The organism is Synechococcus sp. J7-Johnson (assembly GCF_024345795.1).
Classification (GTDB): Bacteria; Cyanobacteriota; Cyanobacteriia; order PCC-6307; family Cyanobiaceae; genus Regnicoccus_A.
This window is the reverse complement of the sequence record NZ_JAGQBU010000018.1, coordinates 12,768-28,753: the sequence shown is the minus strand read 5'-3', so window position 1 is coordinate 28,753 and position 15,986 is coordinate 12,768. Positions and strand designations below refer to the sequence as shown.

The following is a 15,986-nucleotide window of genomic DNA, read 5'->3' as shown; positions in this document are numbered from 1 at the left end:
TCTATCGAGCCCGCCCCAAGGCTCCTTGCCTGAATCACCTGGGCCTGGCTCTGGCCGTCGCGCCCGCTGCGCGGGCAATACGGCCTGCCGCCAGGCCCAGGTGGTTCAGGCCTCAAGGAGACTGCGCAACATCCAGGCGGTTTTCTCGTGGATCTGCAGCCGCTGGGTGAGCAGGTCGGCGGTGGGCTGGTCGCCGGCGGTTTCCACCAGCGAGAAGAGGCTGCGGGCGGTGCGGGCCACAGCCTCGTGGCCGAGCACCAGCTCACGCACCATCTCGAGCGCGGCGGGATGGCCGTGGGTTTCCTCGATCGAGGAGAGGGCAGCGAAGCGGGAGCCGCCGAAGGGAGCTGGGCAGCCGAGGGCGCGGATGCGCTCGGCGATCACGTCGAGCGCGTTCCAGAGCTCGGTGTACTGCTCCATGAACATCAGGTGGAGCGTGTTGAACATCGGCCCGGTCACGTTCCAGTGGAAGCCGTGGGTCTTGCCATAAAGCACGTAACTGTCGGCCAGCACCCGGCCAAGCCCGGCCGCGATCTGCTGGCGCTGGTCATCGGAGATGCCGATGTCGATCGGAGGTGCAGTGATGGCTGGGGCGTTACTCACGGAACCAGGGCGGAATGAATCCGGTTTAGTCCAGCACCGGCGCCGGCGTCCAGGGGGCGTCCCCTGGGGCGTGCGAGCGGGCTGCCTCAGCCGTCGAGGCTGGCGAGGTAATCGTGAATCCGGCCGCGCCGGGCCGGCTGGCGCAACTTGTGCAGGGCCCTGGTCTCGATCTGGCGCACCCGCTCCCGCGAGAGCTGCATCCCCTCGCCGATCTGGGCCAGGGTGCGTGGGGTGTCATCGCTGAGGCCGTAGCGCAGGCGGATCACCTCGGCCTCGCGCTGGCTGAGTTCATCAAGCAGGGCGTCGAGGTCGCTCTGCAGGTGCTGGCGGGTGAGGCGTTGCTCAGGGGTCTCTTTGGGGTCCTCGAGCAGGTCCCCCAGAGGGGTGTCCTGCTCGAGGCCAACCCTGGTCTCCAGGGAGATCGAGCGGGGCACCCGCAGCAGGGTGAGGCGCACGGCATCCTCGCTCCACTGCAGCGCCTGGGCCAGCTCGCTGAGAGTGGCTGTGCGGCCATGGTCACTGGCGAACTGACGCTGAGCTTTCTTGATCCGGTTCAGTTTCTCGGTGACGTGGACCGGCAGGCGGATCGTGCGGCTCTGGGTGGCGATCGCCCGGGTGACACCCTGGCGAATCCACCAGTAGGCGTAGGTGCTGAAGCGGAAGCCACGGGTGGGGTCGTATTTCTCCACCGCCCGCTCCAGACCCAGGGTGCCCTCCTGAACCAGATCGAGCAGTTCCATCCCTCGCTTCTGATACTTCTTGGCCACCGCCACCACCAGGCGTAGGTTGGCCTGGATCATGCGGTCACGGGCACGGCGACCGCGCAGCAGCCGTTGCTGGAGATCGCTGAGGCTGAGCTCCAGGCAAGCGGCCCAGGTCCTGTGGCCCTCCTGCAGGATTCGGCGCAGCTCGGCCAGGGGCAGGCCGCAGGCTTCCGCCCACTGGCCATGGGAGGGCTGGTGGGTGAGGCGGCTGGCAAGCCGCTGGCGCACCAGCTCCAGATCAACCATGGTCTGCAGGATCGGCAGCTCGGCGGCGTGCTCCAGCCGCTGGCTCAGCAGAGCCTCACGGGCCTGCACCTGACGGGCCAGCAGCAGCTCCTCCTCCTGGCTGAGCATGTCCACCCGGCCGATGTCCTGGAGGTAGAGCCGCACCAGATCGGCGCTGGCCCTGCTGGGGAGACGGGATTGGTTCCGGGCCGCCCCGGGCTCGTGATCCCGGTTGCCTTGAAGCGCTGCTGTTGACCCTGCCGACACGAACCCTGGATTGCACTGCCATCACCATCGGGTTTGCGGCGATGGGCGACCTGAAACAGATGGTTTCTCTTCGGGATCAGCCGTGTCTCGCCGCGGTCACTCCGGCTCCACCCAGGTGCTGGCCACGTGCAGATCCTCCAGTTGCTGGGGGGCGACGTCGGCGGGGGCCTGGGTGAGCAGGCAGCGGGCCTGCTGGGTCTTGGGGAAGGCGATCGTGTCGCGGATCGACTCCTCGCCGGCCAGCAGCATCACCATGCGATCGATCCCGAAGGCCAGACCGCCGTGGGGCGGGGCGCCCAGGTCGAGGGCCTCCATCAGGAAGCCGAACTGGCGCTCGCCCTCCTCCGGGGGCAGACCGATGGTCTGCAGCACCTGACGCTGCAGGGCCGAATCGTGGATGCGCAGTGAGCCGCCCCCCAGTTCCAGGCCGTTGAGCACCAGGTCATAGGCCTGGGCGCGGGCGCATGGCAGGGTGGCCGCCCACTGGGCCGGATCGCTGCCGAGATCGTCGGTATTGGGGGCGCAGAAGGGGTGGTGCAGCGCCTCGAAGCGGTTCTCGCCGGCGTTGAACTCGAACATCGGAAAATCCACCACCCAGAGGAAGTTCCAGGTGTCGTTCTCCCGCTCGGGCGGCACCAGCTTCAGCTCGCGGGCCAGAAACTGACGCACCCGGTCGAGAGCCTTGTTCACCGTGGCGGTGTCGCCGGCTCCGAAGAGCAGCAGGGTGCCGGGCACGGCGCCGGTGCGCTGCAGCAACTCGGCCTTGGTGGTGGCGCTGAGGTTGTCCTTGATGGCGCCGATCGTGTCGATCTCGCCGCCCTCGCGCACGCGGATGAAGGCCAGGCCACCGGCGCCCGCGGCCTGGGCCTCGCTGAACACGTCACCGCCGGGCTTGATGCGCACATTGCTGAGGGCGTCATTGCCGCCTGGCACGGCGATGCACTTCACGGAGCCGCCGGCCGCCACCGCGCCTGAAAACACCTTGAATCCCATGCCGGCCACCAGGTCGCTCACGTTGGTGAGCTCCATGCCGTAGCGGGTGTCGGGCCGGTCGGTGCCGTAGCGCTCCATGGCCTCATGCCAGCTGAGCCGGGGGAAGGGCCGCGGCAGCTCGATCCCCTTCACGGCCTTCCAGATCGAGGCGATCAAGGCTTCGTTGAGCTCGAGGATCTCCTCCTGGCCCATGAAGCTCATCTCGATGTCCAGCTGGGTGAACTCCGGCTGGCGGTCGGCGCGAAGGTCTTCGTCGCGGAAGCAACGGGCCACCTGGTAGTAACGCTCGATGCCGCCCACCATCAGCAGCTGCTTGAACAGCTGGGGCGACTGGGGCAGGGCGAACCACTCGCCGCCACACACCCGCGATGGCACCAGATAGTCGCGGGCGCCCTCGGGGGTGGAGCGGGTGAGCACGGGGGTTTCCACCTCGATGAAGCCCTGGTCTTCGAGGAAGCGGCGGGCGGCCTGGATCGTGCGGGCCCGCAGGCGCAGGTTGCCGTTCATGCGCTCGCGGCGCAGGTCGAGGTAGCGGTGACGCAGCCTCAGCTCCTCGCGGGTGTTCTCCTCGTCGTGCACCGACACGGGGAAGGGCAGGGGCTTGCGCACCACATTCAGCACCGTGAGCCGGCTGGCGAGCACCTCCACCTCACCGGTGGCCAGGCGGGTGTTCAGCGACTCCTGGGGCCGCAGCCGCACCCGGCCCTGCACCTGCAGCACCGTTTCATTGCGCAGGTGTTCCGCCACGGCGAAGGCCTCGGGCCCCAGATCGGGATCGACGGTGACCTGGACGGTGCCGCTGCGGTCTCGCAGATCGACGAAGATCACCCCGCCGTGGTCGCGGCGGCGGTCGACCCAGCCACTCAGCTCAACGACCTGATCGACGCTGCTGCTGCGCAGATCGCCGCACCCGTGGCTGCGCATGGTGAAAGGAACTCAATCCGAGAGTGTCCCATGGCGGCCGCCTGGCCGGAGAGCTCAGGCGCGCCGGTAGAAGGGCCTCTTCACCACCACGGCAGGCTCCGCCTTGCCGCGGATCTCCACCGCCAGTTCGGTGCCCACCCAGGTGGCATCCGCCGGCACGTAGGCCAGGGCGATCGCCTCGCCCAGGCTGGGCGACCAGGTGCCGCTGGTGACCTCCCCCACCACCTGGCCATCGCGCAGCACCGCATAGCCATGGCGCGCGATCGCCCGGCCCTGCAGCTTCAACCCCACGAGCCGCCGACTCACCCCCTCGGCGCTCTGGCGCTCCAGCGCGTCCCGGCCGATGAAATCGGCAGGCATCTCCAGGTGCACGAGCCAGCCCAGGGAGGCCTCCAGCGGAGTTGTGGCGGCGTCCATGTCGCTGCCGTAGAGGTGCATCGCCGCCTCCAGGCGCAGGGTGTCGCGGGCGCCGAGGCCACAGGGGGTCACCCCCTCCGCCAGCAGCTGGGCCCAGAGGGCGCCACCGGCGGCGCGATCCAGCAGCAGCTCCACGCCGTCTTCACCGGTGTAGCCCGTGCGGGCCACGAAGACGCTGGCCCCGGCGGCATCCCCGGCAGCGGTGCCGGTCAGGTGGATGGTGCGGTGGCCGAAGCGGGGCAGGCCACTCAGATCGGCACCGGCCAGGGCCTCCAGCCGAGCCATCGCCTCAGGACCCTGCAGGGCCAGCAGCACCCCATCGGCCTTGCGGTCGCTGATCACCAGACCAGCGGGCTCCAGCTGGCTGCGCAGCCAGGCGGTGTCAGCTTCGGCGCAGCCGGCGTTGATGATCACCAGCAGTTCATCGGCTGGGCCTTCACTGTCTTCAGGGCGTCCGAGGTCGTAGACGATCAGATCGTCGCGGATGCCTCCGGCCTCGTTGAGCAGCACGGTGTAGGTGGCCTCACCCGGGCCGATCCGGAACAGGTCGCTGGGCACCAGCGCCTGCAGGGCGTCCTTGGCTCCATCGCCCCGGAGCCGCAGCACCCCCATGTGGGAGATGTCGAACAGGCCGCAGGAGTCGCGCACTGCCTTGTGCTCCTGGACCAGCCCCTGGAATTGCACGGGCATCTCCCAGCCCTCGAAGGGCACCAGGCGGGCGCCGGCATCGCGGCAGGCCCCATGCAGAGGGGTTCGCTTCAGGGAGTCCGCCATGGGATGGGCCGTCGCGACTGCTGGCGGGATCCTATGGACGCAGCTCCAGTGGGCGGAGCCCCCGGGCGGGCCGTCCCGGCAATACCGAAGACTTCCAGCAGGTTCGGTTTTCCCCTGGCCCAACAATCAAAAGCTCTTTACCTTGGGTGCCGTGAATGGGTCGTGCCCATGGGCCAGCGCCCGAACTGTCGTAGCTGCAATCACTGCCAGACGCCTGAGCCAGCCTTCGGCAGCTCTGAGCAGAGCTGGTGCCAGATGCGACGGCTGGCGATCCACCCCGAGCTGGCCGCCGATCTGTGGTGCCACCACTGGACCCCCCGTCCGCCCCGCCTCCCCAGCGTCGACCATGCTCCCGTGGCGATTCCGTTGCTGGCCAACCGCCAGCTCGCCCTCACCGACCTGCTGGTGGCCGCCAGCTGACCTACCCCCGGGGGTGGATTGAATTCGCTGCATCTTCGCTACATTGTGTAACGCAGCTAGCCAGCCAAGGCAGGCAGCGCACGCCATGCTGAGCGTTCTGATCCCTGAATGGAGGTGGATGATTGGTTGCACTCGCACCCGCAACGCCGGTTGAACTGATGGCTTCCCAGGTGGACGGTGAAACTCTCACCCTGCCCACCGGCTCTCATGTGTTTCACCCAGGTGATCTCGCCCGCGCCATCTACGGAGTCCGCAAGGGCATCGTCGAACTGATCGACGCCACGAGCAATCGCCTCTGCTATCGCCACGGCGAGCTGTTCAGCTACGAAGACATCGCCTGGCGCGGGGGATACTTCCGCAATGAGGCCATCGCCCGCACTCCGGTGGAGCTCGTCAAGCTTGACCGACTGAACTTTCTCAACCTGCTGCACAACCACCCCACGCTGGCGGTGGTGTTGATCGGGCAGCAGCACGAACGGCTGCGGGAGCAACGCTCCAGCGGTTCGTATTCCTACTGAGCCTGGCCCAGCAGCAGCAGCAGGCTGCGGGTCACCTTCGCCGCCAGCACCGCGCTCACGCCGCTGGGATCCAGCCCCGGGGCTAGTTCGACCACATCGGCCGCCACCAGCCGCTGGTGGCGCAGCTCCTCCAGCAGCCCCGCAAAGTGGCCCCAGTGGTAGCCCCCGGGTTCGGGGGTGCCGGTGCCGGGCAGCACGGCGGGATCAAACCAGTCGAGGTCAACGGTGAGGTAGATCGGCCGGCCCCGCAGCGGGGCGAGAGCTGCCGCCAGCTCCGTCTGCAGCCGCTCGGGCTGCAGCGACAGACCCGGGTCCTGCCCCACCAGCCGGCCAGTGCGGCGCAACTCCTCGAACTCATCACGGGTGCCGCTGCGGATCGCCACCTGCAGCAGATCACCGGAGGGGAGCACCTCCAGGCAGCGGCGCATGGCACAGGCATGGCTGTGGCGTGCCCCCAGCCAGCTCTGGCGCAGATCGGCGTGGGCATCGAGCTGCACCAGGGCCAGGTCGGGATAGCGGGCGGCCACGGCGGCCACGGCGCCACTGCTGATCGAGTGCTCACCGCCGAGCATCAGCGGCCGCAGCCCCAGCTCCAGCACCGTCCGGGTGGCCTCGCCCACGGCCTCCAGCACCGGCTCCGGCGCGCCGAAGGGAATGGCCACCGCCCCCAGGTCGGCGAAGGGGAGGTCCTCGAGATCGAGATCCAGCTGTGGGTCGTAGGTTTCCAGCCCGCTGCTCACCTCCCGGATCGCCGCTGGCCCGAAGCGGGTGCCCGGCCTGAAGGAGGTGGTGCCGTCGTAGGGCACCCCGAACAGGCCCACCCGGCAACCCTCGGGGTCGCGCCGCGATCCCATGAAAATGGCGCCGTCTCGGTCAAAGAGGTCGCTATTGAGCAGGTGCAGCGCAGCGGGAACGGACATCAGCTCAGGCCTGGGGATGGGCCAGGGCCCGCTCAATACCGGCCGGGATGGCATCGAAGGCGCCCCGCTGCCAGCGGGGCGACCAGATCTCACAGCCGGCCGCCACCGCCGACGCCCGCTCGGCGATGGGCTCCCGGTAGCGGGGGCCATCGCTGGCGGCGAAGGTCCAGCTCCACCAGCCGCTCGGATACATCGGCACCCAGCCATAGAGCGGATCGGCATGGCCGAACACCTCCCGCAGCAACCTCACGCTGGCCAGGTGCACCTCGCGGAAAGCCTCCGGGGATTCGCTCTGGGTGGCGAACACCCCGCCGGGCCGCAGCAGGCGGCGGCAGTGCTGGAAGAAGGCGCGATTGAACAGGCCTTCGGCGGGACCGGCGGGGTCGGAGCCGTCCACGATCACCACGTCGTAGCTGGCGGCGGCGGCAGCCGACACCCAGGCGATGCCATCCCCCACGGTCAGATGGAAGCGGGGATCGTCCCAGCAGCCGCCCCCCAGGGAGGGCAGGTAACGCTGAGCGCACTCCACCACCAGCCCGTCGATCTCCACCAGATCGAGGTGACGCACACCGTGGTGGCGCAGGCACTCCCGCGCCGTGCCGCCATCGCCGCCGCCGATCACCAGCACCCGCTCAATGGCAGCGGCGGAGCAGAGGGCCGGATGAACCAGCGGCTCGTGGTAATGGCGCTCCTGGCCTTCGGCCGTCATCCAGCAGCCATCGAGCAGCAACCCCTTGCCGTAGCGCTGGCTGTCGATGATCGTGACCCGCTGGTAGGGGCTGGCCTGCTCCAGCAGCACCTTGGCTTCGAGGCCATAGCGCACCCCCTGGTGAATTTCATCGACCCAGCCAGCACTTGGATCCATGGCTGCTGACGCTCGGAGCGGTCCTAGCTAAGCCTCCAGAGGAGCACCCTGTCACCCGGGCATCCCTGGGCCCGCACCCTTGATGAACCTGAGCCGATGACGCTGACCCGACGGGAGTGGCTGCAACGCGCGGGCCTGGCGGCCAGCGCCCTGGCCCTGCCGGAACTGGGCCCGGCCCGGGCGGAGGCCGGCGCGCTTACGCCCGAGCTCGAGCAGAGCCTCTCAGCCTGCACGCCCCACGACGACCCGCTCGGCAGCCTGCTGCGCCGCAATCGCCAGTTCAGCCGCGCCTGGCAGGCCGCCGCCACAGCCGGCAGCGCCCAGGAGCGCACCGCGCTGATGAACGCCCTCTGGCAGAGCAGTTGTCAGTTGGACCCCAGCGCCATGGCCAGCGGCCAGAGGCCCTGGGCCGCCCTGCTGAGCTGCGCTGATTCCCGGGTTTCGCCGGAGTGGATCTTCGTCTCGGGGTCCGGGGAGCTGTTCGACGTGCGTTGCGCCGGCAACACGGCCTTCGACGACGGCATCGCCTCGCTGGAGTACGCGGTGGCGGAGCTGGCGGTGCCGCTGATCCTGGTGATGGGCCACAGCGGTTGCGGCGCCGTCACCGCCGCCCTGGCCGAAGCACCGCTCACCCCCCTGCTGGAGCACCTGGTCACGCCGATCCGGGCGGCACTGGAGCCGGGCGACGACCTCAGCCTGGCGGTCCGCCACAACGCCTGCCATTCCGCCCGGGAGCTGAGCCGACGCAGCTCCCTGCTGCGGGAGGCGGTGAGCTCCAGCCGGCTGCGCATCCAGCCCGCCTGCTTCGACATCGCCAGCGGCGCGGTGACGCTGCTGTGATGAGCCACGAGTTGATCGATGCCTGACCTGCCCCTGAACGAACGGCTGGTGATCCCGGGGTCCGAGCTGAACTGGCGCTTCTCCCGCTCTTCCGGGCCAGGCGGCCAGGGGGTGAACACCACCGATTCACGGGTGGAGCTGGTGTTCGATCTGGCGGCAACCACGGCACTGCCGCCCCTGCTCAAGGCCCGGGCCCTGAGGCGGCTGGAGGGACGGATGCGGGATGGCGCGCTGGTGGTCACGGCTTCGGAGCACCGCTCCCAGTGGCAGAACCGTCAGGCGGCCCTGCGGCGGCTGGCGGAGCTGCTGTGCTCCGCCATCGAACCGCCACCACCGCCCAGGCGGCGAACCAAGCCCACCCGGGGTTCGGTGGAGAGGCGCCTGAGCGCCAAGAAGCTGCGGGGAGCGATCAAGGGCCAGCGCCGCTCCCAAGCTCCCCGTCCCGACGACTGAGCCGCTGGCTCCAGCGGCTCACGTTGGTGGGTTGGAACCTGCGGCATCCGCACGGATCTGGGCCTTGGCCTGCTGCCAGAGCCCCTCCAGCTCAGGGAGGCTGTGACCCTGCAGGGCCCCGCCCAGGGCCGCCTCGACGCGGGAGAAGCGATCGAGGAAGCGGCGGTTCGTGCCGGCCAGGCCGGCCTCCGGATCAAGGCCGCACCAGCGGGCCACGTTCACGAGCGTGAACAGCACATCCCCCAGCTCCTCCTGGGCGTGGACCCGGTCGCCGCTGGCCACCGCCTGTTTGAGCTCATCGAGCTCCTCATGCACCTTCTCCCACACCCCCTCGATCGAGTCCCACTCGAAACCGGCGGCCGCGGCCTTGCGGGAGATGGTCATGGCAGCGGCCAGGGCGGGCTGACCACGCACCTTGGCGGCGAGGCGATCGCTGAGGGGACTGCGGGAGGGTTCGGCCGTGGCCTCCAGGGCCTTGATCGCTTCCCAGCTGGCCTTCACCGCGGCGCTGTCGCCGCTCAGGCCCCGGTTGGTGGCTGTGGCGGTTTCGGGGGCGGCGAATACGTGGGGGTGGCGCCGCACCAGCTTGTCGTGGAGACCACGGCTGATCTGCGTGAGATCGAAGCGGCCTGCCTCGCTGGCGATCTGGGCGTGCAGCAGCACCTGCAGCAGCAGGTCGCCGAGTTCCTCAGCAAGATGCCGGTCGTCGCCATGACGGATGGCGTCAGCCACCTCATGGGCCTCCTCCAGCACGTAGGGCAGCAGCGAGGCATGGGTCTGCTCCAGGTCCCAGGGGCAGCCGGCTTCCGGGTCCCGCAGCCGCGCCACGACGGCGATCAGATCGGCGAGAGCCTCCAGGGCGGGGGAATCGGGGCGGGTCACAGGCCTCAGGGCCACAGTGCCTCCCTCCTAACCCCGTCTCCCCCTGCGCCGCCGCCGCAGCAACCGGGGCAGACGCGGCAGGGGATCCCCATCCTGGAGCAGGTGCAACCAGCTGCTGGCCTCCACCCCCACCAGCGCCGCCAGCAGCAGCGGTCTTTGCTGCTCCCAGAGCCCCCGCCCCGCCTCCAGCAACCGCCCAGGCCCGGGCGCCCCCAACGGCGCGAGCAAGCCGCTCAACGCCAGCACCAACGCCGCCAGATAGGCCAGCCGCACGGCCGAGCCCAGCAGGGGGCTGTGGGAGAGCAGGGAGCGATGGCGCAAACCGCGGCGATAGGGCCACCAGAGCAGCGCCAGCGGCCCCCAGCGCTGGCTGGGGTTGGAACAGGTGTCGAGATCAGGAGAAAGCCAGAGGCCACCGAACAGAAAAGCGCCGCCGGCGCTGGCCACCCCCGCCAACCCCAGCCAGGGCCACCAGAGCAGCCCGAAAGGCAGGCACAGCAGCCAGGTGGCACGGTCGTGGTTGCGGCCGCTGGCCATGGCACGGTTCAACCCGAAGTGGACCACGACCACCGTCGGCCGCCGTACCGGCAGAATGCCGCCACGCGCGATTAGCTCAGCGGTAGAGCGCCTGCCTTACAAGCAGGATGTCGCTGGTTCGAACCCGGCATCGCGCATTCCTCTGCTGGCCTGAATGCCTGCTGATAGCAAGCATTCGAAAGGAAAAACGGGCAACGAAGCGAATGGCTCCGCGGCGCCATCACGGCAGCTGAGAATCTCGATCTCAAACCTGCCGAGTGGACAGGCTCTGTCGTAGAGATCAGAGAGCTCGGGAGTGGGCAGCGATTGACCTAAAGGTCGAATCTTTTCGGTGGAGGCTGGATCCAGGGCTCGCTCAACGCCACTTGAGCACCCATCCCCCAAGCACCAATTTCAGCGGAACTGGCTCATGACGACTCAAGACACTGACCTGACACCAAATGCCTGGGATCAGCGATATCTGGATGGTCGCGATGGCTGGGACCTGGGCCGGGCCGCTCCGCCGCTGCAGCATTTTCTTCACGAACATCCGCTGGCACCCCAGCCTCCGGGCCGGGTGCTGGTGCCCGGTTGTGGCCGCGGCCATGACGCACGGCTGCTGGCCAGCCTCGGCTTCACGGTGACCGGGATCGACATCAGCGCCGAAGCCCTGCGCGAGGCCCGTCGGCTGGATCAGCCCGCAGCGTCGTGTCAGTGGCTGCAGGTGGATGCCCTTGACCCGATGGCACTGCATAAGGAGGGATTGGCAGCAGGCAGCATGATCGGCGTGGTGGAGCACACCTGCTTCTGCGCGATTGATCCATCCCTGCGGGAGGCCTACGCCAACAGCATGGGGGAAATGGTGGCCGCAGGGGGGGTGGTTGCTGGGCCTGTTCTGGTGCCACTCCCGCAGCGGAGGACCTCCGTTCGGCTGTCAACCGGAGCGGGTGAACCAGCTCTTTGGGGGAGCTGGATTCGAAGCCGAGGTGTGGGGGCCCGCTCAACACGGGCTGCCCAGCCGGGATAACGAATGGCTTGGACTCTGGCGCCGAAGGGGCTGAGACCAGGAACCGGGGAGCTGGCGCCCTCAACCGAAAGCGCCAGCTCTCAGACAAGAGATGGCAGGCGGCAAATCCCTGACGCTGCAGGGAGATAGCCCGCTACAGCGCGCAGACGATCACTCGTCTTCGTCGTCGCCCCCGACAGGAACGAGACGAATCTGCTTCCGGCCCAGCTTGATCTGGAACTCATCGCCGGGCTTGAGATCGATCAAGGCGGTGTAGGCCTTGCCGATCAGCAGGTTGCCGTTGAACTGAACCTTGGTGACGTAGCTGAGCTTGCGGCCACTCTTGCCGGCACCGGCTCCACCGCCGACGCCGAGGCTGACGCCCTTGGCTTCCAGCAGCGCTTCATAGAAGGCCGTGAAGTTGAGCCGCTCGCTGCCGTCTTTCTTGGAACTCACGTAGCCACAGCTGCGCACCAGGTCGGATTTGGAGGAATCACCCATCTCCTTCACCTTGGCGAGCAGGTCAGGTCCGGTGAGCATGTCTTTCGTGTCTTGGATCAATCGAATGATAGCAATCGAACAGATGCTTTGACCAGCAAACAGCTGCCAGTTCAGGCCAACAACCCCCGCCAACTGATGACCGAATGCAAGCCGCAAGCCGCTTGACGGAAAGCCACATCGTTCCAACGGTTTTCCCTGGGCGGGCTCACCGCCGGCATGGATCTTCGAGCCGGACCGACTCACCAGCACCCCAGGCATCCAGCTGGAGGCCATCACCAGCCCCAGACCTGAGCACAACGAATCGGCCATGATGTCGGCGATCGGGCATCCCAGGGGTCGCCGCATTGGTCACCAGTCCTGATTTCACGATCCGGCCGATGGTCGAGTCCGACCTGCCCCTGGTGACGGAATGGGCCCGGCAGGAAGGCTTCTGCCCAGGACTGGGAGATGCCGGTGTGTATCGCCATACCGATGGCGCTGGCCTCTGGGTGGGGTGCCTCGCCGAGGAGCCGGTGGGATGTATCGCAGGAATTCGTTACGACGAGCGCTATGGATTCATCGGCCTGTTTCTTGTGCGCCCGGCCTTCCGCGGACGGGGCTACGGGGTGGCGCTCTGGCGTCAGGCCCTTGCACACCTCGATGGGGTGGCCTGCATCGGCCTGGAGGCGGCGCCCGAGCGGCTGATCGACTACGGCCAGTGGGGCTTCCAGGCGGCCTATGACACCCTGCGCTGGCGCCTTCCCTCCGCATGCCGCGCCCGCTGCAGCGGGGGTCAGCTGCCGCCGGGCTATGGCGTGGTGGCCGCGGTTCAGCTGGGAGCGGATGCCGGCAGCCATGAACTGGTGCTCAGCTACGACGCCCGTCACGAAGCCACGCCCCGGCCCCACTTCCTGGGGGAATGGCTGCGGCAGAGCAGCGGCACCGTGGAACTGGTGCGCGATGAACTGGGTTGTTGCCGCGGCTTCGGGCGGATCAGGCCCTGCCTGCTGCCCGATGGTGCCGGCGCCGTGGGCTGGCGGCTGGGCCCGTTGCTGGCGGATGCTCCGCTGCTTGCCGGCGCCCTGCTCGATCGGCTCTGCTCCGAGCGCACGGGACCCGTGCTGATCGATGCTCCCGAAGCGAATCCCAGGGCCCATCGCCTGCTGGAGCAGCGGGGCTTTCAGATCGCCGGGCGCACGGTGCGCATGTACCGCGGCACCCCTCCCGAGCTGCCCCTGCAGGACATCTACGGCCTGGCCTGCCTGGAGCTGGGCTGAACCCCCTGGCTAGCCTGAACTCCCCCAGGCTGGTGAAGGTGGAGCGGATCCGACGCGAACTGCTCGCCTCCGTCCCCCTGACCCTGGTGCTGGCCGCCGCACTGGGCGTCGGACTGATTCACCTGCTGGTCGACCTGCTGGACCAGCGCGCCGCCCTAAGCCTGGAAGCCTTGATGGTGGCTCTGCTCCATCTCGTAGCGCCCCTGGCCGTAACCCTGCTGTGGATCTGCTGCTGCGCCCCCCTTCGGGTGGGCGAGGCAGCCCGCCCCCACCCCCGTGGAGCCCGCTGGGAGCTGGCATCCGGCATGGCCACCGCTGCGGTCTGCACCACCCTGCTGATCCCCTATTTCCTGGGCGCCGCGATGCTGGCCGGTGCCCTGGCCACCTCAGTGCCCGACCCCCTGCGGCAACTGCCGCCCCTGCTGGCGCTGCTCACCCCCCTGGCGATGGTGAACACGACCCTGCACGGGGCCGGCCTGGCGGCAGTGAGCGCGTGGCTTTGCGCCCGTCAGGGCCGCCGCTGCCGCCAGCGGCCCGAAGAGTTGCCGCGCCGCATTGCCGCCGCCACGGTGGAGGCCATCCTGGCGATCCTCGGCCTGGAGGCTCTGCTCTCCATCCTGATGCCCCCCAACCTTCCCCCGATCGGATGACTGACAGCCCGACCGATCCACCGGCCCAGGAGGCAGACAGCCGCTGGCGGCTTGGGCTCAGCGAAGGTATCAGCTGGCTGGTGGTCCTCGGTTCCCTGGTCTTAGGCACCTGGATCGTGGCGGGGGCTCTGCGTCAGCAGGCCTGGCTTGGGTCGAGCTTCGCGCTGCGCTTTCGCACCGACAACGCCACCGGCATCTGGCCTGGCGTGCATGTGACGATCTCCGGCTACCGGGTCGGACGGGTGGAGTCGGTGCAGCTCGGTCCCGATGGCAGCGTGGCGGTCGACCTGCGAATCGCCGAGCGCTACCAGCCGCTGGTGGGCCCCGCCACCAGAGCCACCATCTACCAGGAAGGACTGATCGGCAGCAGCCTGATCGCCCTCAGCGCCGATCCCGCCAGGAACGGTCAGGCCCGACCCCGGACCGACCGGCTGATCCCCTTCGACGCGTCGCCCGACCTGGCCCAGCTGCTGGTGCAGCTGGGGGAGACCCGCCTTGTGCTGAACCGCGCCCTCCAGGGAACCGCCGCCATGGCGGAGCGGGACCTTCCCGGTGCGGTCGCCACCTTCAACGGCACGCTCCGGGATGCGAGCCAGCTCAGCCGACAGATCGCGCGGGAATCGGGCGCCACCGCGGCCACCGCCCGAGAGACGCTGCAGGTGTTCACGCGCACCGGCCAGCGTCTGGAAACCACCAGTGCGGAGGCCCAGGAGGCCACCGAAGCCGCCCTCAGCCTGATCCGTGACACCCAGCCGGAGATACTCGGCACCCTCCGGGAGATCAGGACTCTGGCCGAGCGTGCCAATCACCTGCTGGGGGTGCCTTCTGCAACAGAGCGCTCTTCTGCCTCGCCCTCGCCGAAACCATGAGCCCCTTCCGCCCCCTGCGGACCCGATCCAGCCGCCTGCGCCCCGTGCGCCTGCTCAAGCTCGATGGTGTCTATCGCGCCGAAAACATTGACAGCCTGATCAGCCAGTGGCGGGAGCCCTACCGGCTGATGCTCAAGGTGCCCTGGCCGGCCTTCCTGCTGCTGATCGCCCTGGCCTACCTGAGCACGAATGTGCTCTTCGCGCTGCTCTATCTGCTGGATGCCCCCGGCATCGGCGGTTTGCCCCAAGGCCAGGTGGCGGGCTTCAGCGATGCCTTCTTCTTCAGTGTGCAGACCCTGGGCTCGATCGGCTACGGCGTACTTCACCCCGTCTCGCCGCTGGTGAACGCCCTGGTCACCCTCCAGGCCTTCGTGAGCCTGGTGTTCACCGCCGTGACCACGGGCCTGGTGTTCGCCCGCTTCTCCCGCAGCCGGGCGGAGATCCGCTTCAGCAAGGTGGCCACGGTCCAGCCCTGGGATGGGAGGCCCTGTCTCACCTTCCGGATCGTCAACGTGCACCACAACAATCTGGTGAGTGCCCAGGTGCAGGCCTATCTTGCCATTGATGAACGCAGCACCGAGGGGGAGACGATGCGCCGCCTGCACCGGCTGGAGCTGGTGCGCAGCGAGGCCTTCCTCTTCCAGCTGATGTGGACGGTGATGCACCCGATCGGGCCGGACAGTCCTCTGCATGGCCTCGGCGAGGCCAAGTTGCGCGCCGCCCACGGGGAGGTGCTGGTGGCGTTCGAAGGCGTCGATGAAACGGTGCGCAGCCCGGTGTACAAACGCGCCGCCTACAACAGCAGCCGGATCCGCTTCGACGAAACCTTCGTCGCTATCGTCAGAGATGACCAGAGTGAGTTCCGCTGTCTTGATTTCAGCCGCTTCAACGACACCCGCCAGCGCTGAGCCAGGAACGATTCAGCTGATCTACGACGGTGGCTGTCCCTTTTGCAGCGCCTTTGCCACCATGGGCGAACTGCGTGGCGGCCTGCCCCAGCTGCGGATCATCGATGGCCGCGCCGATCACGCGCTGCGCCGACGGCTCAAACAACGGGGCTTCGATCTGGCCACCGGGGCCGTTCTGATCGAGGGCGAGCGCTGCTGGCATGGTGCCGAAGCTGTGCAGCGGCTCTGCACCCAGTTACGACCCAGTTCCGCCCTGCTGGGCCTGCTCAAGGCGGTGTTCGGCGAGGAAAACCGCAGCCGCACGCTCTATCCCCTGCTGTTGGCTGCCCGCCGTGGTGCCCTGGCGCTGCGGGGGCTGCCGCTCGATCCGGATGACAGCGCTCGGCCTAGCCTCTGAAGTCAGCGATCGCGGCGC

19 protein-coding genes and 1 tRNA gene are annotated in these 15,986 nt (G+C 68.5%); 11 read left to right on the top strand and 9 right to left on the bottom strand.

Annotated features, from left to right (window positions below; all coding sequences use genetic code 11):
• Positions 1-105: 105 nt before the first annotated feature.
• From KBY93_RS10255 to gcvT, 4 genes are all read right to left on the bottom strand, one after another.
• Positions 106-603 carry a Dps family protein gene (locus tag KBY93_RS10255; RefSeq protein ID WP_255094277.1) on the bottom strand — a complete coding sequence of 166 codons (498 nt, stop codon included), beginning with the start codon at positions 601-603 and terminating at the stop codon, positions 106-108.
• 86 nt (positions 604-689) lie between these two features.
• Positions 690-1,760, bottom strand: coding sequence for an RNA polymerase sigma factor, RpoD/SigA family (locus KBY93_RS10250; RefSeq protein WP_255094318.1), 1,071 nt, complete (start codon positions 1,758-1,760; stop codon positions 690-692).
• Between the two features lie 195 nt (positions 1,761-1,955).
• Positions 1,956-3,776, bottom strand: coding sequence for an aspartate--tRNA ligase (gene aspS, locus KBY93_RS10245; RefSeq protein WP_255094276.1), 1,821 nt, complete (start codon positions 3,774-3,776; stop codon positions 1,956-1,958).
• Between the two features lie 54 nt (positions 3,777-3,830).
• Positions 3,831-4,967, bottom strand: coding sequence for a glycine cleavage system aminomethyltransferase GcvT (gene gcvT / locus KBY93_RS10240; RefSeq protein WP_255094274.1), 1,137 nt, complete (start codon positions 4,965-4,967; stop codon positions 3,831-3,833).
• A gap of 168 nt (positions 4,968-5,135) precedes the next feature.
• Here gcvT and KBY93_RS10235 point away from each other — a divergent pair, with 168 nt between their 5' ends.
• Positions 5,136-5,387, top strand: a complete 252-nt coding sequence (locus KBY93_RS10235; RefSeq protein WP_255094273.1) for a hypothetical protein — start codon at positions 5,136-5,138, stop codon at positions 5,385-5,387.
• Positions 5,388-5,545: 158 nt separating this feature from the next.
• Entirely contained in the window at positions 5,546-5,905 is a 360-nt protein-coding gene (locus tag KBY93_RS10230; protein WP_255094272.1) for a cyclic nucleotide-binding domain-containing protein, read from the top strand.
• On the opposite strand, the gene speB is transcribed toward KBY93_RS10230, so the two are convergent.
• Positions 5,899-6,825, bottom strand: a complete 927-nt coding sequence (gene speB / locus KBY93_RS10225) for an agmatinase (protein WP_255094271.1) — start codon at positions 6,823-6,825, stop codon at positions 5,899-5,901. The two genes, KBY93_RS10230 and speB, sit on opposite strands and share 7 nt — an antisense overlap.
• A 4-nt stretch (positions 6,826-6,829) precedes the next feature.
• Entirely contained in the window at positions 6,830-7,690 is an 861-nt protein-coding gene (speE, locus tag KBY93_RS10220; protein WP_255094269.1) for a polyamine aminopropyltransferase, read from the bottom strand.
• A gap of 96 nt (positions 7,691-7,786) precedes the next feature.
• Between speE and KBY93_RS10215 the strand changes: the two genes are divergently transcribed.
• Together KBY93_RS10215 and arfB are read left to right on the top strand one after the other, a co-directional pair.
• Positions 7,787-8,530: a carbonic anhydrase gene (locus KBY93_RS10215; protein ID WP_255094268.1), complete on the top strand. Its 744-nt coding sequence runs from the start codon at positions 7,787-7,789 to the stop codon at positions 8,528-8,530.
• 18 nt (positions 8,531-8,548) lie between these two features.
• Positions 8,549-8,983 (top strand): alternative ribosome rescue aminoacyl-tRNA hydrolase ArfB, encoded by a 435-nt coding sequence (arfB, locus tag KBY93_RS10210; protein ID WP_255094266.1) that lies wholly within the window; start codon positions 8,549-8,551, stop codon positions 8,981-8,983.
• Positions 8,984-9,001: 18 nt separating this feature from the next.
• Here arfB and mazG read toward each other — a convergent pair whose 3' ends face one another.
• Complete coding sequence (mazG, locus tag KBY93_RS10205) at positions 9,002-9,865, bottom strand: nucleoside triphosphate pyrophosphohydrolase (protein WP_255094265.1); 864 nt, start codon at positions 9,863-9,865, stop codon at positions 9,002-9,004.
• Positions 9,866-9,892: 27 nt separating this feature from the next.
• Complete coding sequence (locus KBY93_RS10200) at positions 9,893-10,402, bottom strand: metal-binding protein (RefSeq protein ID WP_255094264.1); 510 nt, start codon at positions 10,400-10,402, stop codon at positions 9,893-9,895.
• 65 nt (positions 10,403-10,467) lie between these two features.
• Here KBY93_RS10200 and KBY93_RS10195 point away from each other — a divergent pair.
• Both KBY93_RS10195 and KBY93_RS10190 read left to right on the top strand, forming a co-directional pair.
• Positions 10,468-10,539 (top strand) — tRNA-Val (locus tag KBY93_RS10195).
• Between the two features lie 272 nt (positions 10,540-10,811).
• Positions 10,812-11,408, top strand: coding sequence for a methyltransferase domain-containing protein (locus KBY93_RS10190; RefSeq protein WP_255094263.1), 597 nt, complete (start codon positions 10,812-10,814; stop codon positions 11,406-11,408).
• A gap of 150 nt (positions 11,409-11,558) precedes the next feature.
• Here KBY93_RS10190 and KBY93_RS10185 read toward each other — a convergent pair whose 3' ends face one another.
• Positions 11,559-11,927, bottom strand: coding sequence for an AbrB family transcriptional regulator (locus KBY93_RS10185; protein ID WP_094556058.1), 369 nt, complete (start codon positions 11,925-11,927; stop codon positions 11,559-11,561).
• Between the two features lie 338 nt (positions 11,928-12,265).
• Between KBY93_RS10185 and KBY93_RS10180 the strand changes: the two genes are divergently transcribed.
• The 5 genes from KBY93_RS10180 to KBY93_RS10160 are packed head-to-tail and all read left to right on the top strand — an operon-like array spanning position 12,266 to position 15,968.
• Complete coding sequence (locus KBY93_RS10180; protein WP_255094262.1) at positions 12,266-13,144, top strand: GNAT family N-acetyltransferase; 879 nt, start codon at positions 12,266-12,268, stop codon at positions 13,142-13,144.
• Between the two features lie 32 nt (positions 13,145-13,176).
• Entirely contained in the window at positions 13,177-13,794 is a 618-nt protein-coding gene (locus KBY93_RS10175; RefSeq protein ID WP_255094261.1) for an ABC transporter permease, read from the top strand.
• Positions 13,791-14,663 (top strand): MlaD family protein, encoded by an 873-nt coding sequence (locus tag KBY93_RS10170; protein ID WP_255094260.1) that lies wholly within the window; start codon positions 13,791-13,793, stop codon positions 14,661-14,663. The genes KBY93_RS10175 and KBY93_RS10170 overlap by 4 nt, the downstream gene beginning before the upstream one ends.
• Positions 14,660-15,571 (top strand): ion channel, encoded by a 912-nt coding sequence (locus KBY93_RS10165; protein WP_255094258.1) that lies wholly within the window; start codon positions 14,660-14,662, stop codon positions 15,569-15,571. The genes KBY93_RS10170 and KBY93_RS10165 overlap by 4 nt, the downstream gene beginning before the upstream one ends.
• Entirely contained in the window at positions 15,519-15,968 is a 450-nt protein-coding gene (locus tag KBY93_RS10160; RefSeq protein WP_315856403.1) for a DCC1-like thiol-disulfide oxidoreductase family protein, read from the top strand. Before KBY93_RS10165 ends, KBY93_RS10160 begins: the two co-directional genes overlap by 53 nt.
• Positions 15,969-15,986 lie beyond the last annotated feature (18 nt).